A 26702-nucleotide genomic window follows, 5' to 3' on the forward strand; every position below is an offset into this window, starting at 1 on the left:
AGCGAAGGGTAGTCCGGTGAGCGTGAGGAGTGAGCCGGGTTTGCGGGCCCCGCAGCGGCGAGCGAAGGGGAGTCCGGTGAGCGTGAGGAGTGAGCCGGTTTTGCGAGCCCCGCAGCGCGAACGAAGGGTAGTTCAGTGACGGAACTGGTGCACACCCGGGCGGAGCTGGCGAAGGCGCGGGCCGGGCTGGCCGGCACGGTCGGCGTCGTGATGACGATGGGTGCGCTGCACCCGGGGCACGAGACGCTGATCCGGGCCGCCCGGGAGCGGGCCGACCACGTGCTGGTGACGATCTTCGTGAACCCGTTGCAGTTCGGCCCGAACGAGGACTTCGACAGGTACCCGCGCACCCTCGACACCGACCTGGAGGTGTGCCGGCGGGCCGGTGCGGACCTGGTGTTCGCCCCGGCCGCGGCGGACATGTACCCGGACGGGCAGCCCACGGTCCGGGTGAACCCGGGCCGGCTCGGTGAGGAGTTGGAGGGGCAGAGCCGGCCCGGCTTCTTCGACGGGGTGCTGACCGTGGTGTTGAAGCTGCTCCAGCTCACCCGGCCCGATCTCACCTTCTTCGGGGAGAAGGACTACCAGCAGCTCACCCTGGTCCGCCGGATGGCGCGGGACCTGGACGTGCCGGTCGAGGTGGTCGGCGTGCCGACCGTCCGGGAGCCGGACGGGCTGGCCCTGTCCAGCCGTAACCGTTACCTGTCGGCGGACGAGCGGCAGGTGGCGCTGGGCCTGTCCGCCGCCCTGCGGGCCGGTGCGGCCGCCGCCGAGCGGGGTGCGGACGCCGGTGACGTGCTGACCGCCGCCCACCGGGCGCTGGGCGCGACGCCGGGCGCGCGGCTGGACTACCTGGCGCTCACCGACCCGGAGTTGGAGCCGGGGCCGGTCGCCGGGCCGGCCCGGCTGCTGATCGCGGCCTGGGTGGGCGGCACCCGGCTGATCGACAACCTGGACATCCGGCTCGCTCCCCGCAGCTGACCTTGTACCTGACTCGGAAAGGCACCACGATGCTCCGGACCATGCTCAAGTCGAAGATCCACCGGGCGACGGTGACCCAGGCCGACCTGCACTACGTCGGTTCGGTGACGGTGGACCAGGATCTGCTCGACGCCGCCGACCTGCTCCCGGGCGAGCAGGTGGCGATCGTGGACGTGACCAACGGGGCCCGGCTGGAGACGTACGTGATCCCCGGCGAGCGGGGCAGCGGCGTGATCGGCATCAACGGCGCGGCGGCGCACCTGGTGCACCCGCAGGACCTGGTGATCCTGATCTCGTACGGTCAGATGGACGACGCGGAGGCCCGCGCGTACCGCCCCCGGGTGGTCCACGTGGACGCCGACAACAGGGTGGTTGAGCTGGGCGGTGACCCGGCAGCGGCGGCCGTCGGCACGGCCGGTGACCCGGTGCCGAGTCCGCTCGCCGTCGTCGGCTGACCAGAATTCCGGTCTGTTACCGGAAGGTCATTTTTGGTTACCCTGGGCTGACCGTCGGATTGACGGTCGTCGGCTGGGGGAGGCCGCGTTGCGCCGTGCGATGAGGGTCCGCCGAGCGGTGACGCTCGTCGTCGCCGCCGTGGCGGCGGGAGCGGTCCTGGCGGCCTGCGGTGCCCCGGGCGGCCTCGACGGCGATCTCACCGACGACTGGGCGGCCCTGCCGCCGGCCGGGCCCTTCACCCCGGCGGCGGGCGTGTGCCAGGTCGCCGACTTCACCGACACGGTCTCCCTGGCGGCGTACGCGCCGGTGGACTGCGCGGTGCCGCACCGGGTGGAGACGGTGCACGTGGGCGCGTTGCCGGGGGAACGGGCCACCGCGCCGGCCACCGGCTCGACGGAGCTGCGGGGCGCGTTCGCCGAGTGCGACACCCGGGCCACCGGATACGTGGGCGACGACTGGCGGGCGGGCCGGCTGCGACTGGCGGTGGCGCTGCCGACCGCGCCGGGTTGGGCGGCCGGGGCGCGCTGGTTCCGGTGCGACCTGAGCGAGCTGAACACCGTCGAGGCGGCGGCCACCGTGGTCACCCGCACGGGCAGCCTACGGGACGTACTGAAGGGGCCCTCTCCGCTGCGGCTGGGCTGCCAGCGGGCCAGGAGCGGTCGGGGTGCCGGGGTGCAGGTGCTGGTTCCGGTGGAGTGCCCGGCGGTGCACGAGGCGGAGTTCGTGGGCGCCTGGAAGGCCCCCGACCGGCCGTACCCGACCAAAGATGTCGACTGGCTGCCGTTGTACGCCGGCTGCCGCAGTCTGCTGGCCCGGTACGTGGGGGTGCCGGACGACACCAGGCTGCGCTTCCGCAGCGGGGTGGTGGTGCGTCCGCCCGGTCCGGGCCGGTGGCGGGTCGGTGACCGGGGGGTCCGCTGCTACCTGTGGTTGAGCGACCGGACGGTGACGGCCTCGTTGAAGGGCGGCGGTCCGGCCGCCCTGCCGGTGCGGACGAAGTAGCGGACGGGGTAGCCGAAACCACTCGTCCCGCCCCCCGCCCCCCGTCGCGAGGATCGTTCGGGTTGACTGTGGTCATGGAACTTCGTCCGACCGTCGACCTGCCGGCCCTGCCCAGCCTGCTGGCTGCTCCCGCGCCCGGCTGGGTGGAGACCACCGACGTGATCGTGGTCGGCTCCGGGGTGGCCGGGCTCACCGCCGCGCTGCACCTGCGCGAGGCGGGCCTGCACGTCACCGTGGTCACCAAGGTCAACATCGACGACGGTTCGACCCGCTGGGCGCAGGGCGGGATCGCCGCCGTACTCGACCCGGCGGACTCGCCCGCCGCGCACGCCCGGGACACCGAGATCGCCGGGGTCGGACTCTGCGACCCGGCGGCGGTCCGGCTGCTGGTGGAGGAGGGGCCGCTGCGGCTGCGGGAGCTGATGCGCATCGGCGCGGAGTTCGACCGCAACCCGGACGGTTCGCTGATGCTCACCCGGGAGGGCGGGCACCGGGCCGACCGGATCGTGCACGCCGGTGGTGACGCGACCGGGGCGGAGGTGCAGCGGGCCCTGCACGCGGCGGTCCGCCGCGACCCGTGGATCAGGCTGGTCGAGAACGCCCTGGTGCTGGACCTGCTGCGCGCCCCCGGCGACGGCCCGGACTCTCCCGGCCCGGCCTGCGGGATCACCCTGCACGTGCTCGGCGAGGGCAGCGAGGACGGCGTGGGCGCCCTGCTCGCCCGCGCGGTGGTGCTGGCCACCGGCGGGATGGGGCAGGTCTTCTCGGCCACCACCAACCCGGCGGTCTCCACCGGGGACGGCGTGGCGTTGGCGCTGCGGGCCGGCGCGGCGGTCACCGACGTCGAGTTCGTGCAGTTCCACCCGACCGCGTTGATCGTGCCCGAGCAGGCCCGGGTGCCCGGGGCCGGCCTGGCCCAGCAGCCGCTGGTCTCCGAGGCGCTGCGGGGCGAGGGCGCGTACCTGGTCGACGCCGACGGCAAGCGGTTCATGCTCGGCCAGCACGAGCTGGCCGAGCTGGCCCCCCGCGACGTGGTGGCCAAGGGCATCCACCGGGTGCTGCTGGCCACCGGCGCCGACCACGTCCATCTCGACGCCCGGCACCTCGGCGGGGACTTCCTCGCCGGCCGGTTCCCGACCATCGTCGCGTCCTGCCTGGCCATCGGGGTCGACCCGGCGACGGATCTGATCCCGGTCGCCCCGGCCGCCCACTACGCGTCCGGCGGCGTCCGCACCGACCTGCGCGGCCGGACCTCCATCCCCGGCCTGTACGCCTGCGGCGAGGTCGCCTGCACGGGCGTGCACGGCGCGAACCGGCTGGCCAGCAACTCGCTGCTGGAGGGGCTGGTCTTCTCCCGCCGGATCGCCGAGGACATCGCCACCGGCCTGCCCGAGCAGGCGCAGCCGGCGTCGACCGGCGCGTGGGTGGGCGGCGGGGGCGGGGTGCTGTCCGCCGAGGGCGTGCCGGCGCTGCAACGGTCGATGACCCGGGGTGCCGGGGTGCTGCGGTCGGCGGCCAGCCTCGCCGGGACCGCCGCCACCCTGACCGAGCTGGCCGGGGACGCCGGCCGGGCGGGCACCGCCGGTTGGGAGGCGACGAACCTGGTCACCGTGGCGGCGACCCTGGTGGCCGCCGCGTACGCCCGGCAGGAGACCCGGGGCTGCCACTGGCGGGAGGACTTCCCGACGGCCGACGAGCGGTGGCGCGGCCACCTGGTCGCGGCGATCGACGCCCGGGGCGGGCTGACCGAACGCTGGGAGCCCCTGCCCTGACCACCCGGAGCGGGCCGGGTTTGCGAGCCCCGCAGTGGCGAACGGAGGGGGGCGTGTGAGTCCGAGGAGCGGGCCGGGTTTGCGAGCCCCGCAGTGGCGAACGGAGGGGGGCGTGTGAGTCCGAGGAGTGAGCCGGGTTTGCGAGCCCCGCAGTGGCGAACGGAGGGGGCGTGTGAGTCCGAGGAGTGAGCCGGGTTTGCGAGCCCCGCAGTGGCGAACAGAGGAGACACAGTGCGGGAACCGACGCGGCAGGCGTTGACGAGCGGTGGGCTGGACCCGGAGCGGGTGCGGCGGGTGATCGTCGACGCGCTCACCGAGGACCTGGGGGCGGACTTCCGCGACGTCACCAGCGTCGCCACCATCGCGGCCGGGCAGACCGACACCGCCGACCTGGTGGCCCGGGAGGACGGGGTGGTGGCCGGGCTGGCGGTGGCCGCTGCGGTGTTCGAGCTGGTCGGGGAGGTGACCGCTGCGGAGCGTACCGTCGAGGTGGTCGTGGTGGCCCACGACGGCGCGCGGGTGGCCCGGGGTGACGTGCTGGCGACGGTGACCGGCCCGACCCGGCTGCTGCTCACCGCCGAGCGCACCGCGCTGAACCTGCTCTCCCGGATGTCCGGGGTGGCCACCCACACGCGGGCCTGGGCGGACGCCCTGGCCGGCACCAAGGCGACCGTGCTGGACACCCGCAAGACCACGCCCGGCCTGCGGATGCTGGAGAAGTACGCGGTCCGCGCCGGTGGCGGCACCAACAAGCGGATGGGCCTGTACGACGTCGCCATGATCAAGGACAACCACAAGCTGGCCGCCGGTGGTGTCGGGGCGGCCTACCGGCGGGTCCGGCAGACCTTCCCCGAGGTGCCGGTGCAGGTGGAGGTGGACACCCCGGCCGAGGCGGTGGAGGCGGTCGAGGCGGGTGCCGACTTCCTGCTGCTGGACAACATGTCCCCGGCGATGCTGCGCGAGGTGGTCGCGGCCGTCGGCGACCGGGCGGAGCTGGAGGCGACCGGCGGGCTGACCCTGGAGGTGGCCGCCGAGTACGGGGCGACCGGGGTGGACTATCTCTCGGTGGGTGCGCTGACGCACTCGTCGCCGATCCTGGACATCGCCCTGGACCTGCGTGAGCGGTGAGCCGGCACGGGCGGCCGGGCCCGGCGCACTCCTCGCGCCCGACGGCCCGGCCGGCGTCTAGGCTGCGTGCGTGCTGCTCTGCATCGACATCGGAAACACCAACACCGTGCTGGCGACCTTCGACGGCGACCGCCTGGTGCACTCGTGGCGGATCAAGACCGACGCCCGTTCGACAGCGGACGAGCTGGGGCTGATGTTCCGGGGGCTGCTGGCCGGTGACGCCGTGGAGATCACCGGGGTGGCCGCCTGCTCGACGGTGCCGGCGGCGCTGCGCTCGCTGCGGACCATGCTGGCCCGCTACTACGCCGACCTGCCGAGCGTCGTCGTCGAGCCGGGGGTACGCACCGGCGTGCAGCTCGCCATCGACAACCCGAAGGAGGTCGGCGCGGACCGGGTGGTCAACACGCTGGCCGCGTACACCCTCTACGGTGGCCCGTCGATCGTGGTGGACTTCGGTACCACCACCAACTTCGACGTGATCAGCGGTCGGGGGGAGTTCCTCGGCGGGGCGTTCGCCCCCGGCATCGAGATCTCCTTCGACGCGCTCGCCGCCCGCGCCGCCCAGCTGCGCAAGGTGGAGGCGAACAAGCCCCGCTCGGTGATCGGCAAGAACACCGTGGAGTGCCTCCAGTCCGGCCTCTACTTCGGCTTCGCCGGGCAGGTCGACCGGATCGTCGAGCGGATGGCCGAGGAGTTGGGCGAGGTCCGGGCGGTGATCGCCACCGGAGGGCTGGCCTCGGTGGTGATCGGCGAGTGCCGGACCATCACCCACCACGAGCCGATGATCACTCTGATCGGCCTGCGCATGGTCTACGAGCGCAACACCTGATCACGACGGCCGGGCCGGTCGCGGCGGTTCAGCGCCGCCGGGCCCGGAAGACCAGCGTCTGGTACGGCAGCTCGACGGTCGCCCGGCCGGCCAGGTCGGGGTGGGTGGCGAACAGCTCGCGCAGTTCCCGGTCCATCCGTTGCCGCTGCTGCGGGGCGGCGACCAACCAGTGTGAGCGGGTACGCATCAGCCCGAGGACCTCGTCTGCGGTGACTGTCGTGCGGTGGGTGAACCGGCCCAGCTCGACCGGGCCGAAGGCCGCACCGAAGGTGGTCACCTTCACGGTCAGGTCGCTGATGCTCTCGCCCATCTGGGCGATCCGCCCCAGCTCGGCCACCCAGCCGACCGTTTCATCGCGGATGTTCCAGATCGCAGCGAAGATGCCGTCCGGCCGGAGCACCCGGGCGATCTCGACGTGCGCGCGTTCCCGGTCGAACCAGTGGTACGCCTGCCCGACCAGCACCGCGTCGGCGCTCGCGTCGGGCAGCGGGACCGCCTCGGCGGAGCCGGCGAGGGCGGTGGTCCCGGGGACGGCCGTGTCGAGCCGGGCCCGCATCGCCGGGTCGGGTTCCACCGGGGTCACCTGGTGGCCGAGGGCCCGCAGGCCACGGGTGAGCAGGCCGGTGCCGGCGGCCAGGTCGACCACGTCGGCGACCGCACCCGCGCCGGCCAGCGCCCAGCGCAGCGCCTCGGCCGGATAGCCGGGTCGGAACCGGTCGTAGTCGACGGCGACCGTACCGAAGGACCGTGCCCTGGTGTCCTCGACCATGACGGGCAGGTTATCCCGTAACGGCCGCCCGGGGGCATGAGTACGCTCATGGGCTGACCCAGTCGAAACTCCCTTAGCCGAGGAAGCGTGCCGTGACCGAGCAGAACGCCGTGCCAGTGGACCCCGCCGACGACCTTCCCGAGCAGATGAAGGTCCGCCGGGAGAAGCGGGACCGGATGCTCGCCGAGGGCGTCGAGCCGTACCCCGTCGGTTTTCCCCGGACCAGCACCCTGGCCGAGGTGCGTGAGCGGTACGCCGAGCTGCCCACCGACACCGCGACCGGGGACCGGGTCGCGGTCACCGGCCGGGTGATCTTCGTACGGAACACCGGCAAGCTCTGTTTCGCGACCCTGCGCGACGGCGACGGCACCGAGTTGCAGGCGATGCTCTCCCTGGACCGGGTCGGCGCGGAGCGGCTGGAGGACTGGAAGCGCCTGGTCGACCTGGGTGACCACGTCGGTGTCACCGGCGAGGTGATCACCAGCCGGCGTGGTGAGCTGTCGGTGCTCGCCGACGAGTGGGCGGTGACCGCCAAGGCGTTGCGTCCGCTGCCGGTGGCCCACAAGCCGCTGAGCGAGGAGGCCCGGGTCCGCCAGCGTTACGTGGACCTGATCGTCCGCCCGCAGGCGCGCCAGATGGTCCGGACCCGGGCCGCGGCGGTGCGCAGCCTGCGCGACTCGTTGCACGGCCAGGGATTCATCGAGGTCGAGACGCCGATGCTCCAGTTGCTGCACGGGGGCGCGGCGGCCCGCCCATTCGTGACCCACAGCAATGCGCTCGGTACGGATCTGTATCTGCGAATCGCGCCGGAACTGTTTCTCAAGCGCGCCGTGGTCGGCGGGGTCGACCGGGTGTTCGAGATCAACCGCAACTTCCGCAATGAGGGAGTCGACTCGTCGCACTCGCCGGAGTTCGCGATGCTGGAGACCTACCAGGCGTACGGCGACTACGACACGATGGCCGAGTTGACCCGTAATCTCGTGCAGCAGGCGGCGGTGGCGGTCAGCGGCTCGACGACGGTGACCCACGCCGACGGGCGCGAGTTCGACCTCGGCGGGCAGTGGCGCTCGGTGACCCTCTTCGGGGTGCTTTCCGAGGCCCTCGGCGAGGAGGTCACGGTCCGCACCGACCGGGCCCGCCTGGTGGAGTACGCCGACAAGGTGGGGCTGGCGGTCGACCCGAAGTGGGGTCCGGGCAAGCTGGCCGAGGAGCTGTTCGAGGAACTGGTGGTGCCGAGCCTCCAGGCGCCGACCTTCGTGCGGGACTACCCGGAGGAGACCAGCCCGCTCACCCGGGCGCACCGCAGCGAGCCGGGCCTGGCCGAGAAGTGGGACCTCTACGTGCTCGGCTTCGAGCTGGGCACCGCCTACTCGGAGCTGGTCGACCCGGTGGTGCAGCGCGAACGCCTGGTCGCGCAGGCGCAGCTGGCCGCCCGGGGCGACGACGAGGCCATGCGGCTGGACGAGGACTTTCTCCGGGCCATGGAGTACGGAATGCCGCCGGCCGGGGGTATGGGAATGGGAATCGACCGGCTCTTGATGGCGCTGACCGGCCTGGGAATTCGGGAAACCATCCTCTTCCCGTTGGTCCGTGCCGAGTAGCCCCGCAGGGGGACCTTTGCCGGGTCGTTACAGCGACCTATTGACGTGGCAAGCATCGGGCGGGTTATCGTGCTCCTATTGCAGGAGCACCCTGCTCGAAAGGAATGTGGGACGTGGCCAAGCAGATCATTCACAAGCTGGTCGATGACCTGGACGGCGGGGACGCGGACGAGACCGTCAAGTTCGCCCTCGACGGCGTTCAGTACGAGATCGACCTGTCGAACTCCAACGCCGACAAATTGCGGGATGTTTTCGCGCCGTACGTGGCCGCCGGTACCCGGGTCGGTCGGGGCGGCGTGGTCGTGGGTGGCCGGGCCGCCCGGGGCCGGGGCGGGGCGACCGCCGACCGCGAGCAGAACAAGGCGATCCGGTCCTGGGCCAAGAAGAACGGCAAGGACATCTCCGACCGGGGGCGCATCCCGCAGGAGATCGTCGACGAGTACCACGCGACCCGCTGAGCGTCAGTGGCGAACCGACGCCGGGCCGGAGCACGCCTCCGGGCCGGCGTCGCCGTCTGGGGCCGGTCCGGAGGCGTCTCTGGGCGGTCCGCGGTGCCTCCGGGCGGTCGGCGGCACCCTGCCCGGGAGGGAAGTTCTCCGGCTCCGGCGGCGTTGTCCACAGCCGGTGGAGACTTCGTCCACAGCCTGTGGATGACCCACGGGGCCCCGGGAGGGCGTCGTGCACCCCGGGCGAATTTCGCTCTGCGCGTACAGGCTGGGGTGCCGGAACACCTCCTGAGCGCGGATGGTTGGTCAAAACGACGTCGGAACGGCTCGGTACGAGGAGACACGACCTCAGCGGAGTCGGTCAGCGGCGATAGAGTAAGGAGGCACGGACGCCCGTCCCGGACGTCCGAGCACCGGCCCCGCCAAGATCTCGCAGTCGAGGCGCACGGCACGTGAGGAGCACGAGGGCATGTTCGAGCGGTTCACCGACCGAGCGCGACGGGTTGTCGTCCTGGCCCAAGAAGAGGCCCGGATGCTCAACCACAACTACATCGGTACGGAGCACATCCTGCTGGGCCTGATCCACGAGGGTGAGGGTGTGGCGGCCAAGGCCCTGGAGAGCCTCGGCATCTCCCTGGAGGGCGTCCGTCAGCAGGTCGAGGAGATCATCGGCCAGGGCCAGCAGGCGCCGAGCGGGCACATCCCGTTCACGCCCCGGGCCAAGAAGGTGCTGGAGCTGTCCCTGCGCGAGGCGCTGCAGCTCGGCCACAACTACATCGGCACCGAGCACATCCTGCTCGGGCTGATCCGCGAGGGCGAGGGCGTCGCCGCCCAGGTGCTGGTGAAGCTGGGCGCCGACCTCAACCGGGTCCGCCAGCAGGTGATCCAGCTCCTCTCCGGCTACCAGGGCAAGGAGCCGGCCGCCGCCGGCACCGCGCCGGGTGAGGCCGCGCCGTCGACCAGCCTCGTGCTGGACCAGTTCGGTCGCAACCTGACTCAGGCTGCCCGCGAGGGCAAGCTCGACCCGGTGATCGGGCGCGAGAAGGAGATCGAGCGGGTCATGCAGGTGCTGTCCCGCCGCACCAAGAACAACCCGGTCCTGATCGGTGAGCCCGGCGTCGGTAAGACCGCCGTGGTGGAGGGCCTGTCCCAGAAGATCATCAAGGGCGAGGTGCCCGAGACGCTGAAGGACAAGCAGCTCTACACCCTCGATCTCGGTGCCCTGGTCGCCGGCTCCCGCTACCGGGGTGACTTCGAGGAGCGCCTCAAGAAGGTGCTCAAGGAGATCCGCACCCGGGGCGACATCATCCTGTTCATCGACGAGATCCACACCCTGGTCGGTGCGGGTGCCGCCGAGGGCGCGATCGACGCGGCGAGCATCCTCAAGCCGATGCTGGCCCGGGGCGAGCTCCAGACCATCGGCGCGACCACCCTCGACGAATACCGCAAGCACCTGGAGAAGGACGCCGCGCTGGAGCGTCGTTTCCAGCCGATCCAGGTGGGTGAGCCGTCGCTGGCCCACACCATCGAGATCCTCAAGGGCCTGCGGGACCGCTACGAGGCGCACCACCGGGTGAGCATCACCGACGCGGCCCTCGTGGCCGCCGCGACGCTTGCCGACCGGTACATCTCCGACCGCTTCCTGCCGGACAAGGCGATCGACCTGATCGACGAGGCCGGGGCCCGGATGCGCATCCGCCGGATGACCGCGCCGCCAGACCTGCGTGACTTCGACGAGCGGATCGCCCAGGTGCGCCGCGACAAGGAGTCCGCGATCGACGCGCAGGACTTCGAGCGGGCCGCCCAGCTGCGCGACAAGGAGAAGCAGCTCCTCGGGCAGAAGGCGCAGCGGGAGAAGGAGTGGAAGGCCGGTGACCTGGACGTCGTCAGCGAGGTCGACGACGAGCAGATCGCCGAGGTGCTCGGCAACTGGACCGGTATCCCCGTCTACAAGCTGACCGAGGAGGAGACCTCCCGGCTGCTGCGGATGGAGGACGAGCTGCACAAGCGCGTCATCGGCCAGGAGGACGCGGTCAAGGCGGTGTCGAAGGCGATCCGGCGTACCCGGGCCGGCCTGAAGGACCCGAAGCGGCCGTCCGGCTCGTTCATCTTCGCCGGCCCGTCCGGTGTCGGTAAGACCGAGCTGTCCAAGGCGCTCGCCGAGTTCCTGTTCGGCAGCGAGGACGCGCTGATCCAGCTGGACATGTCCGAGTTCCACGACCGCTACACGGTGTCCCGCCTGGTCGGTGCCCCTCCCGGCTACGTCGGTTACGACGAGGGCGGCCAGCTGACCGAGAAGGTGCGTCGTCGCCCGTTCTCGGTGGTGCTCTTCGACGAGATCGAAAAGGCCCACCCGGACGTGTTCAACACGCTGCTCCAGATCCTGGAGGACGGTCGGCTCACCGACGGTCAGGGCCGGATCGTGGACTTCAAGAACACGGTCATCATCCTGACCACCAACCTGGGCACCCGGGACGTCGCCAAGGCCGTCTCGCTGGGCTTCCAGCAGTCGGAGGACTCCGAGTCCACCTACGACCGGATGAAGCAGAAGGTCAACGACGAGCTCAAGCAGCACTTCCGGCCCGAGTTCCTCAACCGGATCGACGACACCATCGTCTTCCACCAGCTGCGTCAGAACGAGATCCTCTCGATCGTGGACATCATGATCCAGCGGATCGAGGGCCAGCTCCGCAACAAGGACATGGGCCTGGAACTGACCGACAGCGCCAAGAAGTACCTGTCCAAGAAGGGCTTCGACCCGGTGCTGGGTGCCCGTCCGCTGCGTCGGACGATCCAGCGCGACATCGAGGACAACCTCTCCGAGCGGATCCTGTTCAACGAGCTGACCCCCGGTCAGATCGTGGTGGTGGACTGCGAGGGAGACCCGGAGGACATCGACAAGTCGAAGCTGGTCTTCCACGGCTCCGACCGTCCGGCCGAAGTGCCGGACGCCGTCCCGGCCGACCTGGGTGGCGCCGCCACCACGGGCGAGTAGGCCCCGACGGGGTCGGTAGGACATCGAGCACGAGGGCGGCGGCCCGGTGGCGTGAGCCACCGGGCCGCCGCCCTGTCTGTCCGGTGGGTCGGGCGCGGCCGGGGCCGGCCGGATGCGGTCCCGGTCAGCCGGGAAGCGGTTGGGTGACCGGCCCGTCCCCGATGAGCCGGAAGTGCTGCTCGCCGACCGGCTCCACCATGCCGTCCCTGACCAGCGCGGCGAGTGCCCGGGCCCGCTGCACGTCGTCGTGCCACACCTGGTCGAGCCGCTGGTGCGGCACCGGGCCGGTGGCCTCCCGGAGCACCCCGAGCAGCAGCCCGCGTACCTGACGGTCGGTGCCCGCGTACCGCTGGATCTTGCGGGTCGGACCCGTGGGTGCCTCCTGGCCGGACGCCCGCCAGGCGCAGATCGACTCGACCGGACAACTCGTGCAGCGTGGCGAGCGGGCGGTGCAGACGATCGCCCCGAGTTCCATGAAGGCGGCGCTGGCGAGCGCGGCGGCGGCCGGCTCCACCGGCAGCAGCTCCGCGCAGGCGACCAGGTCGGCCGGGGTGGTGGCCGGGCCGGCATCCGGCGCACCGGCGACGGCCCGGGAGACGACCCGCCGGACGTTCGTGTCGACCACCGGGTGCCGCTGGCCGTAGGCGAACGCGGCGACCGCCCGCGCCGTGTACGTGCCGATGCCGGGCAGCGCCAACAACTGGTCCAGCTGGTCGGGCACCCGGCCGCCGTGCCGCTCCACGATCGCCACCGCGCACTCGCGCAGCCGTACCGCGCGACGGGGGTAGCCGAGCCGACCCCACATCCGAATCGCCTCGGCCGGGGTGTCGGCGGCGAGGGCGGCGGGATCGGGCCAGCGGGCGAGCCAGGCGTGCCAGGCGGGCAGGACACGTACCACCGGGGTCTGCTGGAGCATGACCTCGCTGACCAGGATCGGCCAGGCCCCGATGCCGGGCACCCGCCAGGGCAGGTCGCGGGCGTTCTGCTCGTACCACCGGCTGACCAAGGTGGTGAAGGTGGGTTCAGTCATCGCGCCGACGATGATGTCACGCGATGGCTTCCCGCTGGTTGGGCGGGCCGGGCGGGGCGTCGCCGCGCCGCCGTGCGGATCGGGCAGAATGCCCGGATGAGCGAGCTCGCGATCACCGTCATCGGTCGGGACCGGCCCGGCATCGTGGCCGACGTCGCCGAGGTGCTCGCCGGGCTCGGCGCGAACCTCACCGACTCCACGATGACCCGGCTGCGCGGTCACTTCGCCATGACCCTGATCTGCGTCGGCCCCGCCGTCGCCGAGGTCGAGGCCGCCCTGACCCCACTGGCCGCCGACGGCCAACTCCTGGCCACCGTACGCGCGGTCACCCCGGACGGTGCGGCGACGCCGGCGGGTGAGCCGTACGTGCTGTCGGTGCACGGTGCGGACCGGATGGGCATCGTGGCCGCGATGACCCGGGTGATCGCCGAGGCGGGTGGCAACGTGACGGATCTGAGCACCCGCCTGGCCGGCACGCTCTACGTGGTGGTGGCCGAGGTGGACCTGCCCACGGGCCGCGCCGACGAGTTGGCCGGCCGACTCTCCCGAACGGCCGCCGACCTGGGGGTCGGGGTCTCCCTGCGCCCCGCCGACCCGGACCTCCTGTGAGCGCGAGGAGTGAGCGGGGTGTGCGAGCCCCGCAGTCGCGAACCGAGGTGAACCCGTGAGCGCGGAACCGTACCTCGGGCTCGGTGGCTGGACCCCGGCGGACCTGGGCCTGCCGGGGGAGGTGCGTCGGGTGGTCTGCGCCCCCGAGCCGGTGCTGAGCCGGCCGGGCCCGGAGGTGGACCCGACCGCCGAGGAGACGGTCCGGCTCGCCGCCGACCTGGTGGCCACGATGCGGGTGTCGCCCGGCTGTGTGGGGTTGGCGGCGCCGCAGGTCGGGGTGGGGGCGCAGGTGTTCGCCGTGGATGTGACCGGGCATCCCAAGGCGGTGACGGTGCACGGCACCTTCGTGCTCTGCAACGCCCGGGTGGTGGAGGCGAGCCGGTGGAAGCCGGGTCGGGAGGGCTGCATGTCGGTGCCCGACCTGACCGGCGACGTGAAACGGGCCAGCCGGCTGGTGGTCGAGGGGGCGCTGCCCGGCAGCGGCACGGCGGTCCGGCTGGTAACCGACGGGTTCGAGGCGCGTGCCCTGCAACACGAGATCGACCACTGTGCCGGGCTGCTCTTCCTCGACCGGGTGGCGGGCGCGCACGCGGTCTACCAACGCAAGGTCTACCTGTGACCCGGCCGGTCACCACGGTGGCGACGCGGGTTCCCGGCGGGGCGGGCCGGCCGACTGTCGTCAGTGGAACGTCGTTCGTCGACCGGTGGCTGATGCCCGGCGAGTCGTGGCCGGTCCACGTGCGCAGCGCCGCTACGGTGGGGGCATCATGCGTCTGACGGTCGGTCCCCTGCCTTCCGCCGTGTACTGGCGGCGTCGCGCCGTCGTACTCGGAGCGGGGCTTCTGCTCCTGGTTGTTCTGCTCTACTCGTGTGCTCGATCGGGGGACACCGGCACCAAACCCGGTGCCGGGGCCTCGTCGTCGGCTCCCGCCGCGGGTGCGGCCACACCGACGGCCGCCTCGCCGCCTGCCGGTTCCGCGTCCCCGTCGGGTGGCTCCGACGCGGCGGGCCCGCCCGCCGGGCCGACCGCCGATCCGGACACGAGCAGCGCCCCGGCCGCCGATCCGCCCGCCCCGCCGGTCAACCCGGCCCGGGCCGACGAGGGCACCTGCACCGACAGCGAGATCGCGGTGACCCCGGTGGCGCTCCCCGCCGAGGTGCGTCGGGGTGCCCCGGTCGACCTCAGCCTCAAGGTCAGGAACAAGTCTCAGCGGACCTGTAACCGGGACGTCGGCGCGGACGCCCAGGAGCTGTTCATCAAGTCCGGGGCGGAGAAGGTCTGGTCGTCGGACACCTGCGGCACCGGCCGGGGCTCCGACCCACAGACGTTCACCCCCGGCTTCGAGCGTTCCTACCAGCTCACCTGGAACGGCATGGACGCGAGCCGGTGCAGCCAGGGGGTGGCCGCGGGCCCCAACCCGCCGGCCGGCAACTACCAGGTCTTCGCCCGGGTGGGCACCAAGCTGAGCGAGCCGGTCAAGCTGGTCGTCACCGGCTGACCGGCCCGGTCAGACGTACCGTTCCAGGATGGACGCCTCGGCCAGCCGGGACAGCCCCTCCCGGACGCCCCGGGCCCGTGCGTCGCCGACGCCCTCGACGGCCTGGAGGTCCTCCACGGTCGCGCCGAGCAGCCGCTGGAGGCTGCCGAAGTGCAGCACCAGCCGGTCGACGATGGCCACCGGCAGCCGGGGCACCTTGGCCAGCAGCCGGAACCCGCGGGGGCTGACCGCCGCGTCGAGCGCGTCGGAGGCGGCCGGGTAGCCGATCGCCTTGGCGACCGCGACCAGGTCGATCAGCTCGGTCGCGCCGAGCAGGTCCAACTCGACCAGGGCCTCGTCGAGGGTGCGTGACTTGCGGCCGGCGGGCAGGTAGTCGCGGATGACCAGGGTACGGTCGGCGTCGACCCCGGCCATCAGCTCGTCGAGTTGCAGGGCGAGCAGGCGGCCGTCGGTGCCCAGTTCGACCACGTAGCCGGCGATTTCGTCGGCGATCCGGCGGACCATCTCCAGCCGCTGCACCACGGCGACCGCGTCGCGGACGGTGACCAGATCCTCGATCTCCAGCGCGGACAGGGTGCCGGAGACCTCGTCGAGGCGGAGCTTGTACCGCTCCAGGGTGGCCAGGGCCTGGTTGGCCCGGGAGAGGATCGCCGCCGAGTCGTCGAGCACGTGCCGCTGCCCGTTGACGTAGAGGCTGATGATTCGCATCGACTGGCTGACCGAGATGACCGGGTAGCCGGTCTGCCGGGCCACCCGCTCGGCGGTGCGGTGCCGGGTGCCGGACTCCTCGGTCGGGATGGACGGGTCGGGCATCAGGTGCACCCCGGCCTGCACGATCCGGGTGCCGTCGCTGGAGAGCACCACCGCGCCGTCCATCTTGCACAGCTCACGGACCCGGGTGGCGGAGAACTCGACGTCCATCGGGAAGCCACCGGTGCAGATTCCGTCGACGACCTTGTCGTAGCCGAGGACGATCAGTGCGCCCGTGCGACCGCGCAGGATGCGTTCGAGCCCGTCGCGCAACGCGGTGCCGGGTGCCATCAGGGCGAGGTTGGCCCGTAGCGGATCACCGGCGCTGCCGGTGGCTCCGGCCACGCTCACGCTGATCGGACGGGTGGGCGAGCCCACGGCGGCGGCGCGGGTGTGGGGCGTCGCGCCGGCAGGCTTGGCGGCGTCGCGGTCGGTCGGCACGCGCACAGTCTACGGACTGCCCTGCGGTGGGTGCTCTCGTGGTTACTGTGATGTGTCACGGCGTCGGATGCCTCCCCCCGGTCGGGCCTGCCGGACGTCGACCGGTATGGCCCGACCGGTCCCCCGCCGTCGCCACCCTCGGTCACTCCGCGGATGCGCGGGCGACCGCCTGGAGCGCCGACCGGACGTCCGTGACCTCGGTCACCCGCATGGTGTCCGGGCCGGCGCCGGTGCTCTCGGGGCCGCACCCGGGCGGCACCAGGGCCATCCGGAAGCCGAGCCGGGCCGCCTCGGCGAGCCGGCGGGGGACCGCGCCGACCCGGCGCACCTCGCCGGTCAGCCCGACCTCGCCGATCGCCACCAGGTGCGGCGCGATGGCCAGGTTGAGCCCGCCGGAGGCGACCGCCAGCGCGACCGCGAGATCGGCGGCCGGCTCGACGACCCGGATGCCGCCGACGGTGGCCGCGAAGACCTCCCGGTCGTGCAGGGTCAGCCGTTCGGTACGGCGTTGCAGCACTGCCAGCACCATGGCCAGCCGGGCCCCGTCGAGCCCCGAGACGGTTCGCCGGGGCGAGCCGGCCACCGTCGCGCCGATCAGGGCCTGCACCTCGGTCAGCAGCGCCCGCCGCCCCTCCATCGCCACCGTGACGCAGGTGCCCGGGACCGGCTCGGAGTAGCGGGTGAGGAAGAGCCCGGACGGGTCGGCCAGGCTGCTGATGCCCCCCTCGTGCATTTCGAAGCAGCCGACCTCGTCGGCCGCGCCGAACCGGTTCTTGACCCCCCGGACCATCCGCAGCGAGGAGTGCTTGTCCCCCTCGAAGTGCAGCACGACGTCGACCAGGTGTTCCAGCACGCGGGGGCCGGCGACCTGACCGTCCTTGGTGACGTGACCGACCAGCACGGTGGCGATGCCGCGTTCCTTGGCGACCGCGACCAGGGCGGCGGTGACGGCCCGGACCTGGGTGACCCCGCCCTGCACCCCTTCGCTGCCGGTGGTGGAGATGGTCTGCACCGAGTCGAGGACGAGCAGGCCCGGCTTGACCGCGTCGAGGTGCCCCAGGACGGCGCCCAGGTCGCTCTCGGCGGCCAGCCAGAGCTGTTCGTGCAGGGCACCCATCCGCTCGGCGCGCAACCGGACCTGGCTGACCGACTCCTCGCCGCTGACCACCAGCGACGGGCTGCCGGCGGTGGCCGCCCACTGCTGCGCCACGTCGAGCAGGAGGGTGGACTTGCCGACCCCCGGCTCACCGGCGAGCAGGACCACCGCGCCGGGGACCAGGCCGCCGCCGAGGACCCGGTCGAGTTCGCTGACCCCGGTGGGGCGGGCGCGGGCCGGCGCGGCGCTGATCGTGGCGATCGGCCGGGCCGGCTCGGCCGGCATCCGGGAGCTGACCACCCGGCCGGAGACGACCGGCCCGGTGACGGTGGACTCGACCACCGAACCCCACTCGCCGCACTCCGGGCACCGCCCGACCCACTTGGGCGGCTGGTGGCCGCAGGCGTCGCACGCGTAGGCGGGGCGGGGCTCGCGGGCGGCCCGGCCCCGGGACGCGCCGGACGCGCCACGGGCGGGAGTCGATCGGGGGGTGGTCACCCCAGGACGCTAACCCTCACCGGTGACGAAAACACCGCCGGCGTGGTCGTCGCCACGCCGGCGGTGTAGGTGTCTCGCTCGCGGGGTCAGCCGCCGTGGCCGGAGCTGCCCTCCTGGCCGCTCTCCTCGCCACCCTCGCGGTGCACGATCGGGGAGGACTGGGGCGCCGGGCTCAGCGGCACCCCGACCGGGACCGGGGTGCTGACGGTACGGCCGTCGCCGAAGTCGAAGGTCAGGTTGACCTGCTGACCGGTGCGCAGCGCCTCGTTCAGCCCGACGAGCTGGAGGTGCTGGCCGTTCTGCACGTTGAGCTGCACGTACCCGAGAGCCGGGATCTCGATCCGGGCCGGCTGACCGGCCGGCGCCGACGGGGAGGCGCCCTCGGAGGGGGAAGCGCCCTCGGACGGCGAGGCGCTGCCCGACGGCGAGGTGCCCTCGGACGGGGAAGCGCCCTCGGCCGGCGAGGCGCTGCCCGACGGCGAGGCGCCCTCGGACGGCGACGCGCTCCCGGACGGCGAGCCGCTCTCCGAGGGGGAGGCGGAGCCGGAGGGGCTGGCCGAGCCGGCGGCCCCGGTGAGCACGATCTGCCGGGCGCTGTCGGTGGTGACGGTGACGGTGACCGGGTCCCGGGTGTCGTTGTAGATCACGGCGTTGAGCGCGGCGTTCGCCCCGGCGGTGAGACCGTCCTCGCCCGGGTAGTCGACGTAGAGGCCACGCACCTTGTACGCGTTGTCCGACGTCTGGACGTTGACCCCCTGGACCGACGGCTGCTTGTTGGCGGTCTCGGACACCTGGCCCGCCCCGCAGCCCGTCGCCAGCAGGGCGGTCGCCCCCGCCAGGCCGGACAGCAGCAGGGTGGCCCGCCGGGAACCCCTGATCGAGCGCGTCACGTCGGTCCTCCTCGTCACGATCCCCACCCGGTGCGTGCCCCGGGCGCGGGGTGGTCATACCCGCGCAGACCGCGCTCCAGGGTAGTTGGGGCTGATCGAGGGCCGCACACGGACCCGGTGCCGCCACCCGGGCGGGTGCCGGTCAGACCACCCGACCGCTCGCCACCAGCAGCAGCACATCGATCAGGGCCACCACCAGCACCGCCCGGAAGGCGGCCACCGAGCGGCCGTCGCGCCGGGTGGCGGCCCTGCCCGCGTACCAGCCGACGGCCGGCACCGCGACGGCCGCCGCGACCGCCGACCAGCCGACCCACGACGGCGGCCCGGGTGGCCCGAGGACCAGGGCGACGGTGGCGGCGAGCAGCAACCCGGCGGCGGCCAGCCGGCTGCCGGTGGCACCGAGGCGGTGCGGCAGCCCGCGTACCCCGGTCCGGGCGTCGTCGGCCAGGTCGGGCAGCACGTTGGCGAAGTGCGCCCCCGCGCCCAGGCAGGCCGCCGCGACGACCAGCCAGAGCGGCGGCGTGGGCGCCCCCGGCAGGGCGAGCACCACGAACGCGGGCAGCGAGCCGAAGGAGACCGCGTACGGCAGGACCGAGACCGGGGTGGACTTCAGCGGCCAGTCGTAGAGCAGCGCCGAGACCAGGCCCACGGTGTAGCAGAGCGCGGCGACCGGGGTGGTGGTCAGCGCCAGCAACGGGGTGGCGAGCGCGGCCAGCACGGCGGCCACCAGCACGGTGCGGCGGCTCACCGCCCCCGCGGCGACCGGCTTGTCGGTACGCCCCACCGTGGCGTCCCGCCCGGCGTCCACCGCGTCGTTGGCCCAGCCGACGGCGAGCTGGCTGGACAGCACGGTGAGCACCACGGCGACCGTCCCGGCCGGACGGTGACCGACCGCGACGGCGAGCAGTCCGGCCACCGTGGTCACGGCCAGGCCCGGTTCCGGATGACTCGCTTTGACCAGCCCTAACACCGTCCGCCACATAAGGGAAGTCTGGTCGTTACCGGCCGGTCGTGCCACGCTCGATGCCATGGGTCACGGTCCGGTGTCCGACGGTGTACGCGTGCTGCCCCCCAACGATCCCCGCCAGTACGACGACCTGGCCGGCGAGTGGTGGCGGCCCGACGGCGCGTTCGCGATGCTGCACTGGCTGGCCCGGGCCCGTGCCGCCCTGGTACCGCCGGCGTCCCGGCCCGACGCGGTCCTGGTCGACCTGGGCTGCGGCGCCGGGCTGATGGCGCCCCACCTGGCCGGCAAGGGTTACCGGCACGTCGGGGTGGACCTCACCCGGTCGGCCCTGGAACAGGCGGCGGCGCACGGCGTCACCGCGCTGGCCGGTGACGTCACGGCGGTGCCGCTCGCCGACGGGTGCGCCGACGTGGTGGCGGCCGGCGAGGTGCTGGAGCACGTGCCCGACTGGCGGGCGGCGGTCGCCGAGGCGTGCCGGCTGCTGCGCCCCGGCGGGCTGCTCGTGCTGGACACTCTCAACGACACGCTGCTGGCCCGGCTGGTCGCGGTGGAGCTGGGTGAACGCCTGCCCACCGTGCCCCGGGGCATCCACGACCCACGGTTGTTCGTGGACGACCGGGCGCTGGTCGTCGAGTGCGCCAGGCACGGCGTCACCCTGCGGGTGCGGGGGGTCCGGCCGGGGCTGCGGGCGACGCTGGGCTGGCTGGTGCGGCGTTCCCGTGGGGGTGCCGCCCGTGACGTCTCCCACGACGGGCCCGTGATCCGCCCGACCTGGTCGACGGCGGTGCTCTACCAGGGCCGGGGGGTCCGGCACGGCTAACCGCCCCGGTCAGGGGTACCAGGAACACCCAGGAAGGGGTCGGTATGACTGTGGACGCACCGGCGGTGGCCCGTCGGTTGGCACCGAGGTTCGCCGCCCGCGCCGCCGGGCACGACCGGGACGGCACGTTCCCGGTCGACGACTTCGCCGACCTGCGGGGGTCCGGGCTGTTCGGGCTGATGGTCCCGGCCGAGCTGGGCGGCGCGGGAGCCTCCTTCGCCCGGTACGCGACGGTCGCCACCGAACTGGCCCGGGGCAACGGCGCGACCGCGCTGGTGTTCAACATGCACGCCTCGGTCACCGGCGCGCTCGGCGCGGTGACCGAGGAACTGGCCGAGGCGCTGGGCGTACCGGACGAGGCGCTGGCCGCCCGGGACCGGCTGCTGCGCGCGGCGGCCGAGGGCGCCTGGTACGCGGTGGCGATGAGCGAACGTGGCGCGGGGGCCCGGCTGTCCCGGCTCAGCACGGTCTACGAAGCGGTCGACGGCGGCTGGCGGATCAAGGGGAGCAAGACCTTCTGCTCCGGGGCCGGGCATGCCGACGGCTACCTGGTGGCCGCCCGCAGCGCCGCCGACCCCTCGCTGGTCTCCCAGTTCCTGGTGCCCGCCGGCACGGGGGTGACGGTGGAGCCGACCTGGGACGCCCTGGGCATGCGGGCCACCTCGTCGCACGACCTGCACCTGGACGTGACGGTGCCGGCGGACCGGCTGCTCGGTGGCGTGGAGGGGCTGGCCCTGGTGGTCGCCCAGCTCATGCCGCACTGGCTGGTGGCGAGCTACGCCGCCGTCTACGTGGGGGTCGCCCGGGCGGCGGTGGACGCCGCCGCCGAGCACCTCACCGCGCGGGACCTCGGCGGTCTGCCGGCGGTCCGGGCCCGGCTCGGCCGGGCGGACGCGGCGGTGGCGGCGGCGGAGCTGGTGGTGGCCGAGGCGGCCCGCCGGGTCGACGACGCGCCCGGCGACGCCGAGACGAACCGGTGGGTGTGGCGGGCGAAGCTGCTCGCCGGCACCACGGCGGCGGAGGTGGCGGCGTCCATGCTGGAGGCGGCCGGGACGTCGGCCACCCGCCGGGGGCATCCACTGGAACGGCTCTACCGGGACGCCCGCTGCGGCTCGCTGCATCCGGCGACCTCGGACGTGTGCGCCGACTGGCTCGGGGTGGCGGTGCTCGGGGGTGACCCGGACCGCGACGGAACGGCCCCTCGTTGGTGAGGGTGACGGGGGTCGGGGCGACCACCGGACGGGCAGTGCGGACGAGAGGCGGGGACAGATGGCTGTGCCGTTGATCGCGGGGCTGGGGGCGGCACACCCGCCCGGCGCCGCCCAGGACGAACTCTGGACGGGCTACTTCGCGAAGCACTTCTCGGGTCCCACCCGGGCACTGGCCGAGCGGATCTTCGCCAACTCGGGGGTGTCCCACCGGCAGGCGGCGGTCAACCCGCTGCTGGAGGACGTCTCCGACTGGCCGACCGACCGACGGATGCGGCGTTACCAGGTGGAGGCGCTGCCGCTGGGCAAGGAGGCGATCGGCCGGGCGTTGACCGCCGCCGGCCTCGCCGCCGGTGACCTCGGGCTGTTCGTGGTCTGCTCCTGCACCGGTTACGCCACCCCCGGGCTGGACATCCTCCTCGCCCGGGACCTGGGCATGGCCCCGGACTGCCAGCGGATGTTCGTCGGGCACATGGGCTGTTACGCGGCCCTGCCGGGGTTGGGCGCGGCGGGTGACTTCGTGACCGCGCGGGGCCGGCCGGCGCTGCTGCTCTGCGCCGAGTTGACCAGCCTGCACATCCAGCCGTCCTCGGCCCGGATGGACACCCAGCAGATCGTCTCGCACGCCCTCTTCTCCGACGCCGCGGTCGCCACCGTGCTGGTCCCCGGCACCGACACCACCGGCCGGGGGTACGCGCTGCGTGAGGTCGCCTCGGTGACCGACACGTCCACCGCCGACCACATGACCTGGGACGTCACCGACACCGGCTTCCGGATGGGCCTGTCGCCGAAGGTCCCGCAGGTGCTCTCGGCGCACGTCCGGGGTCTGGTGGACGGCCTGCTGGCCCGGCACGGCACGACGGTCGCCGAGGTGGACGGCTGGGCGGTGCACCCGGGCGGCCCGCGCATCCTCAACGTGGTGGAGCGGGAGCTGGCCCTGCCCGACGACGCGTTGGCGGCCTCCCGGGCGGTGCTGGACGCGCACGGCAACTGTTCGTCGCCCACGGTGCTGCTGATCCTGGAGCGGCTGCTGGGGGCGGCGGCTCCGCCCCGGTGGATCGTGCTGCTCGCCTTCGGTCCGGGACTGACCCTCTACGCCGCCCTGCTCGAACGCCGCTCCTGAGCCTCGTCCACCCGCCACCGCAGTCCGGCCTGAACCACTCCCGGCCGGCGGCGGTCCGGGCCGGCCGGGAGCGCTCGCAGTGAGGTGGACGACCTGGTCAGGGCGGGTGCGGTCGGCGCTGCGCCGAGCGCCGCCGTCGGCTGCTGGTTACCCTCGCCGGGTGGGGGTCGAGAGGGTCGGCGGTGACCGGCTGCGTGGTGCGGTGCTGGCCGGCGTGGCCCTGCTCGCCCTGGTCGGGGGCGGCTGGTGGTGGTCGGCCACCGCCCCGGCGGTCGACCCGGTGGGCTCGGCGGCGACGGGGTCACCGCAGCCGTCGGCCGGCGCGGAGGCCACCCGGCGGGTGGTGGTGATCGACGTTCGCACCGGGCGGGTGCTGGGCGCGACCGAGCTGCCCGGGACCTCAGGCGACCCGGACGTGGGGCTGCCGACGTTCACCGACACCACCTGGCGGGAGCGGATGACCCTGGTGTCCGGCCGGGCGCCGGTACGCCGGGAGTCGGCCCCGGACGGCGCACGGCACCTCTTCCAGTACCGCTGCTCGGGCGACGGGACGCTGCTGGTCTCGGTGCTGCACGACGACCCGCCGCAGCACCGGCGGACGGCCTGCGACGGTGAACTGGTCGCCTGGGAGCTGCGCGGCCCGGACGGCGGCACCCGGTTGGAGTTCTCGGTGGTCGGGCCGGGCTCGGTCGAGCTGGAGGCGCAGGTCGTCGCGGTGCCCTGAGCGGCCCGGTTCAGCCGCCGAGCCGGATCAGGTCGCCCCGGTAGTCGGCGGCGGCACCCAGCTCGGGCAGCACCCGGACGACCGTGCCGGCCCGGTCCACCAGCAGCGCCGGGGCGGCACCGGCCTGGGCGGGCAGGTGCAACGCGGCGCGTAGCTCGCCGGCGGGGTCGGCGAGGGCGCGGACCGGTCCGCCGACCGGTGGCGCGGGGGTGACCTTCCGTCCGGCGGCGACGCTCACCACCTGCACCCCGTCCGGGGCGGCGCTGGCGGCGGCGGCCACCTGTTCGGCGCAGGCACAGCCGTCGACCAGGATGATCATCGCGGGCAGCAGGCCGCGTAGCGGGACCGGCCGCTGGTCGACGTCGACCAGGTCCAGTGCGGGCAGCGACCGCCCGACCAGTGGCACCGACGTGCCCGTCTGCGGCAGGACGGTGGGTCGTTCGGTCCCCCGGGACGACCGGGGCCAGGTGACGGTGACCAGACCGACGGTGGTGGTGAGCACGGCCACCAGGAGTATCAGCAGGGGTAGCCCGAGCGGTGGCCGCCCGTCGGGGCGCGCGGTCAACCCCAGCCGGCGTCGCCACCGGCCGGACCGGGCCTGCCGGCGCAGCTCGCGGCGGAGCTGGGCGGCCTCCTCGGCGAGCGCCGACGCGTCGTCCGGCACCACCACCCGCCCCCACTCCGGTGGCAGGTCGGGCAGTCCGTGTCCCTCGGCGTCGGGCATGCCCATCGGACCCCCCGGGTCAGCGGTGCGGCGAGCGGGTGCGGTACCCCTCCAGCGTCCCGCACGGACCCTCCTGCCGCCAGACCTGGGCGGCCGGAGCGCCGCCGGGCTACCATGGGAGAAGCGCACAGCTGGAGAAATCCGCGCTCCGATCACCCGTACCGGGTTGTCATCCGCTGCTCACGGAGCGTGTTTGAACCACTGGTTTGGCCGCCTGTCAAGCCGAAGCAACGCCTCTCACAGGGCCCCTGAGCTGCGCCAACGGTCAGGACGGCAGCGGGACATTGGTGCCTGAGCGTGTTACCCTAGACACAGCGAAAGGGGTTTCGAACCTATGGTTTTCAGCGTCGGCGAGACCGTTGTTTACCCCCACCACGGGGCCGCACTCATCGAGGCAATCGAGACTCGGGTCATCAAGGGCGAACCCAAGCAGTACCTCGTCCTGAGGGTCGCGCAGGGTGACCTGACGGTCCGGGTGCCGGCCGAGAACGCCGAGATCGTGGGTGTGCGTGAGGTGGTCGGCGAAGAGGGCCTGGGAAAGGTCTTCGACGTGCTCCGTGCACCGCACACCGAGGAGCCGACCAACTGGTCGCGGCGTTACAAGGCGAATCTGGAAAAGCTGGCCTCCGGCAACCCGCTGAAGGTCGCCGAGGTCGTCCGCGACCTGTGGCGTCGGGAGCGGGAGCGGGGCCTGTCGGCGGGTGAGAAGCGCATGCTCGCCAAGGCCCGCGACATTCTCGTCGGCGAGGTCGCGCTGGCTGAGAAGAGCACCAAGGACGAGGCGGAGACGCTGCTCGACAAGGTCCTCACCGAGGCCTGATCCCACCGCATCGTCGTACCCACCCCGCAGCGAAGAATTCCCGAGGACCGCGACGTGACCGCGCAGCTCAATCCGCGCGGTGACGTCGCGGTCCTCGTTCCTGCGGCCGGTGCCGGCGTACGGCTCGGGCCGGGCGGTCCCAAGGCGCTCCGGCTCCTCGGCGGTGAACCCCTGCTGGTGCACGTGGTACGCCGGGTCGCCGCCGCCCCGTCGGTGCACACCGTCGTCGTCGCCGCGCCGGCCACCGAGGTCGACGCCGTCCGGCAGTTGCTGACCCCGGTCGCCCCGGTCCTGGTGGTGGCGGGCGGTGCCGAACGCCAGGCGTCGGTGGCGAACGCGCTGGCAGCGGTGCCGTCCGGCCCGGACATCGTGCTGGTGCACGACGCGGCGCGGGCGCTCACCCCGCCCGCGCTCGTCGAGGCGGTGGCGGCAGCCGTCCGGGCCGGGCACGACGCGGTGATCCCGGTGCTCCCCGTCAGCGACACGATCAAGCGGGTGGACGCTGCCGGCGTCGTCCTCACCACCGTCGACAGGTCGGCCCTGCGGGCCGTGCAGACCCCGCAGGGTTTCCGCCGGGGGGTGCTCGCCGCCGCGCACGCCGCCGCCGGTGACCCGCTCACCGACGACGCCGGCCTGGTCGAGCAGCAGGGCGTGCCGGTGTTCTGCGTCCCCGGCTCCGAGTACGCGCTGAAGGTCACCCGCCCGTTCGACCTGACCCTGGCCGAGCACCTGCTGGCCGCCGGGCACTGACGCGTACCCTCGATCCATGATCGTTCCCAGGGTCGCCGTCGGCACCGACATCCACGCCTTCGCCGCCGGCCGGCCGTGCTGGCTGGCCGGCCTGCACTGGCCGGGCGAGGACGGCCTGGCCGGGCACTCCGACGCCGACGTGGTCGCCCACGCCGCCTGCAACGCGCTGCTCTCCGCCGCCGGGCTCGGTGATCTCGGGGCGAACTTCGGGGTGGACCAGCCGGAGTGGGCCGCCGCCTCCGGGGTCACGCTGCTCACCGAGTCCGCCCGCCGGGTCCGCGCCGCCGGGTACGCGATCGGCAACGTCTCGGTGCAGGTCGTCGGCAACCGGCCCCGGATCGGGCCACGGCGCGACGAGGCGCAGCAGGTGCTCTCCGCGGCGGTCGGCGCACCGGTCACCGTCACCGCCGCCACCAGCGACGGCCTCGGCTTCACCGGGCGGGGCGAGGGCCTCGCCGGCATCGCGGTGGCCCTGGTCTACGACGCGTCGGCCGGGTAGGGCCGCGATGACCGACGACGAGTCGCCCCTCGACGGTTACCGGCAGCGGGCCCAGCTCCTGGCAGAGTTGGGCCGCCACGACGAGGCCACCGAGGAACTGGGCTTCGCGCTCGCCCTGGCCCCCGCCGACCCGGCCGCGCTGACGCTGCTGGCCCGGCTGCACCTCGCCGCCGGCCGCCCCGGTGAGGCGCTCGCCGCCGCCGACGCGGCGATCGCCCCACCCCGCCCCGACACCCCGCCGCTCCCCGGACCGCCGCACCCGCCTGTGCCGCCAG

Annotated in this window: 26 protein-coding genes and 1 pseudogene; 20 read left to right on the top strand and 7 right to left on the bottom strand. The window is 73.5% G+C overall.

The genetic code is table 11. The features are described 5' to 3' along the window. The first annotated feature begins 135 nt into the window (after positions 1–135). The 6 genes from panC (at position 136) to ACN265_RS00850 (ending at position 6168) form a co-directional block, all read left to right on the top strand. Complete coding sequence (gene panC / locus ACN265_RS00825) at positions 136–981, top strand: pantoate--beta-alanine ligase (RefSeq protein ID WP_421405736.1); 846 nt, start codon at positions 136–138, stop codon at positions 979–981. A gap of 29 nt (positions 982–1010) precedes the next feature. After that, positions 1011–1436 carry an aspartate 1-decarboxylase gene (gene panD, locus ACN265_RS00830; protein WP_420115863.1) on the top strand — a complete coding sequence of 142 codons (426 nt, stop codon included), beginning with the start codon at positions 1011–1013 and terminating at the stop codon, positions 1434–1436. Positions 1437–1536: 100 nt separating this feature from the next. After that, entirely contained in the window at positions 1537–2439 is a 903-nt protein-coding gene (locus tag ACN265_RS00835; RefSeq protein WP_421405737.1) for a septum formation family protein, read from the top strand. A 74-nt stretch (positions 2440–2513) separates the two neighbouring features. Continuing rightward, positions 2514–4211, top strand: a complete 1698-nt coding sequence (locus tag ACN265_RS00840) for an L-aspartate oxidase (RefSeq protein ID WP_420115865.1) — start codon at positions 2514–2516, stop codon at positions 4209–4211. A 231-nt stretch (positions 4212–4442) separates the two neighbouring features. Beyond that, the gene (nadC, locus tag ACN265_RS00845; protein WP_421405739.1) at positions 4443–5339 is read left to right on the top strand and encodes a carboxylating nicotinate-nucleotide diphosphorylase; all 897 of its coding nucleotides are present in this window, start codon (positions 4443–4445) and stop codon (positions 5337–5339) included. 70 nt (positions 5340–5409) lie between these two features. After that, positions 5410–6168 (top strand): type III pantothenate kinase, encoded by a 759-nt coding sequence (locus tag ACN265_RS00850; protein WP_204927102.1) that lies wholly within the window; start codon positions 5410–5412, stop codon positions 6166–6168. Positions 6169–6196: 28 nt separating this feature from the next. Here the strand turns inward: ACN265_RS00850 and ACN265_RS00855 are convergent, their stop codons facing one another. Further along, on the bottom strand, positions 6197–6937 hold the full coding sequence (locus ACN265_RS00855; protein WP_421405740.1) for a class I SAM-dependent methyltransferase: 741 nt from the start codon (positions 6935–6937) through the stop codon (positions 6197–6199). Between the two features lie 92 nt (positions 6938–7029). On the opposite strand from ACN265_RS00855, the gene lysS reads away from it, so the two are divergent. The 3 genes from lysS to ACN265_RS00870 all read left to right on the top strand — a co-directional run bounded on the left by lysS (position 7030) and on the right by ACN265_RS00870 (position 11979). After that, the gene (lysS, locus tag ACN265_RS00860; RefSeq protein WP_204927104.1) at positions 7030–8538 is read left to right on the top strand and encodes a lysine--tRNA ligase; all 1509 of its coding nucleotides are present in this window, start codon (positions 7030–7032) and stop codon (positions 8536–8538) included. 113 nt (positions 8539–8651) lie between these two features. After that, positions 8652–8996 (top strand): histone-like nucleoid-structuring protein Lsr2, encoded by a 345-nt coding sequence (locus ACN265_RS00865; protein WP_168222573.1) that lies wholly within the window; start codon positions 8652–8654, stop codon positions 8994–8996. Between the two features lie 457 nt (positions 8997–9453). Then, on the top strand, positions 9454–11979 hold the full coding sequence (locus tag ACN265_RS00870; RefSeq protein ID WP_421405741.1) for an ATP-dependent Clp protease ATP-binding subunit: 2526 nt from the start codon (positions 9454–9456) through the stop codon (positions 11977–11979). 124 nt (positions 11980–12103) lie between these two features. Here the strand turns inward: ACN265_RS00870 and ACN265_RS00875 are convergent, their stop codons facing one another. After that, complete coding sequence (locus ACN265_RS00875) at positions 12104–13009, bottom strand: A/G-specific adenine glycosylase (protein ID WP_420118097.1); 906 nt, start codon at positions 13007–13009, stop codon at positions 12104–12106. Between the two features lie 96 nt (positions 13010–13105). On the opposite strand from ACN265_RS00875, the gene ACN265_RS00880 reads away from it, so the two are divergent. The 3 genes from ACN265_RS00880 (at position 13106) to ACN265_RS00890 (ending at position 15117) form a co-directional block, all read left to right on the top strand. Further along, positions 13106–13618: a glycine cleavage system protein R gene (locus ACN265_RS00880; protein WP_421405742.1), complete on the top strand. Its 513-nt coding sequence runs from the start codon at positions 13106–13108 to the stop codon at positions 13616–13618. A 55-nt stretch (positions 13619–13673) separates the two neighbouring features. Further along, a complete protein-coding gene (locus ACN265_RS00885) occupies positions 13674–14237 on the top strand; it encodes a peptide deformylase (RefSeq protein WP_357925867.1) in 564 nt (187 codons plus the stop codon). Positions 14238–14385: 148 nt separating this feature from the next. Next, positions 14386–15117, top strand: coding sequence for a hypothetical protein (locus tag ACN265_RS00890; protein ID WP_204927109.1), 732 nt, complete (start codon positions 14386–14388; stop codon positions 15115–15117). Positions 15118–15126: 9 nt separating this feature from the next. Here ACN265_RS00890 and disA read toward each other — a convergent pair whose 3' ends face one another. The 4 genes from disA to ACN265_RS00910 all read right to left on the bottom strand — a co-directional run bounded on the left by disA (position 15127) and on the right by ACN265_RS00910 (position 19822). After that, positions 15127–16308 carry a DNA integrity scanning diadenylate cyclase DisA gene (gene disA, locus ACN265_RS00895; protein WP_088643288.1) on the bottom strand — a complete coding sequence of 394 codons (1182 nt, stop codon included), beginning with the start codon at positions 16306–16308 and terminating at the stop codon, positions 15127–15129. A gap of 142 nt (positions 16309–16450) precedes the next feature. Further along, on the bottom strand, positions 16451–17902 hold the full coding sequence (radA, locus tag ACN265_RS00900; protein ID WP_420118100.1) for a DNA repair protein RadA: 1452 nt from the start codon (positions 17900–17902) through the stop codon (positions 16451–16453). Between the two features lie 86 nt (positions 17903–17988). Further along, complete coding sequence (locus tag ACN265_RS00905) at positions 17989–18792, bottom strand: hypothetical protein (RefSeq protein WP_421405743.1); 804 nt, start codon at positions 18790–18792, stop codon at positions 17989–17991. A 142-nt stretch (positions 18793–18934) separates the two neighbouring features. After that, positions 18935–19822 carry a UbiA family prenyltransferase gene (locus ACN265_RS00910; protein ID WP_377684775.1) on the bottom strand — a complete coding sequence of 296 codons (888 nt, stop codon included), beginning with the start codon at positions 19820–19822 and terminating at the stop codon, positions 18935–18937. Here ACN265_RS00910 and ACN265_RS00915 point away from each other — a divergent pair. The 4 genes from ACN265_RS00915 (at position 19821) to ACN265_RS00930 (ending at position 23634) form a co-directional block, all read left to right on the top strand. After that, positions 19821–20579, top strand: coding sequence for a methyltransferase domain-containing protein (locus ACN265_RS00915; RefSeq protein ID WP_204927113.1), 759 nt, complete (start codon positions 19821–19823; stop codon positions 20577–20579). The two genes, ACN265_RS00910 and ACN265_RS00915, sit on opposite strands and share 2 nt — an antisense overlap. 44 nt (positions 20580–20623) lie before the next feature. Beyond that, complete coding sequence (locus ACN265_RS00920) at positions 20624–21790, top strand: acyl-CoA dehydrogenase family protein (RefSeq protein WP_421405744.1); 1167 nt, start codon at positions 20624–20626, stop codon at positions 21788–21790. A 58-nt stretch (positions 21791–21848) separates the two neighbouring features. Continuing rightward, entirely contained in the window at positions 21849–22910 is a 1062-nt protein-coding gene (locus ACN265_RS00925; protein WP_204927115.1) for a type III polyketide synthase, read from the top strand. Between the two features lie 160 nt (positions 22911–23070). Beyond that, positions 23071–23634, top strand: coding sequence for a hypothetical protein (locus tag ACN265_RS00930; protein ID WP_204927116.1), 564 nt, complete (start codon positions 23071–23073; stop codon positions 23632–23634). Between the two features lie 10 nt (positions 23635–23644). On the opposite strand, the gene ACN265_RS00935 is transcribed toward ACN265_RS00930, so the two are convergent. Further along, a complete protein-coding gene (locus ACN265_RS00935; RefSeq protein ID WP_421405745.1) occupies positions 23645–24364 on the bottom strand; it encodes a hypothetical protein in 720 nt (239 codons plus the stop codon). Positions 24365–24692: 328 nt separating this feature from the next. Between ACN265_RS00935 and ACN265_RS00940 the strand changes: the two genes are divergently transcribed. The 4 genes and pseudogenes from ACN265_RS00940 to ACN265_RS00955 all read left to right on the top strand — a co-directional run. Continuing rightward, positions 24693–25178, top strand: coding sequence for a CarD family transcriptional regulator (locus tag ACN265_RS00940; RefSeq protein WP_007073334.1), 486 nt, complete (start codon positions 24693–24695; stop codon positions 25176–25178). A 54-nt stretch (positions 25179–25232) separates the two neighbouring features. Beyond that, entirely contained in the window at positions 25233–25928 is a 696-nt protein-coding gene (ispD, locus tag ACN265_RS00945) for a 2-C-methyl-D-erythritol 4-phosphate cytidylyltransferase (protein ID WP_204927118.1), read from the top strand. A 16-nt stretch (positions 25929–25944) separates the two neighbouring features. Beyond that, positions 25945–26427 (top strand): 2-C-methyl-D-erythritol 2,4-cyclodiphosphate synthase, encoded by a 483-nt coding sequence (gene ispF / locus ACN265_RS00950; RefSeq protein WP_088643252.1) that lies wholly within the window; start codon positions 25945–25947, stop codon positions 26425–26427. Between the two features lie 7 nt (positions 26428–26434). Then, positions 26435–26632: pseudogene (locus ACN265_RS00955) on the top strand (tetratricopeptide repeat protein); the annotation flags it as partial. Positions 26633–26702: the final 70 nt, after the last annotated feature.

The organism is Micromonospora sp. WMMD730, from assembly GCF_049178955.1.
In the GTDB taxonomy this organism is placed as follows: Bacteria; Actinomycetota; Actinomycetes; order Mycobacteriales; family Micromonosporaceae; genus Micromonospora; species Micromonospora wenchangensis.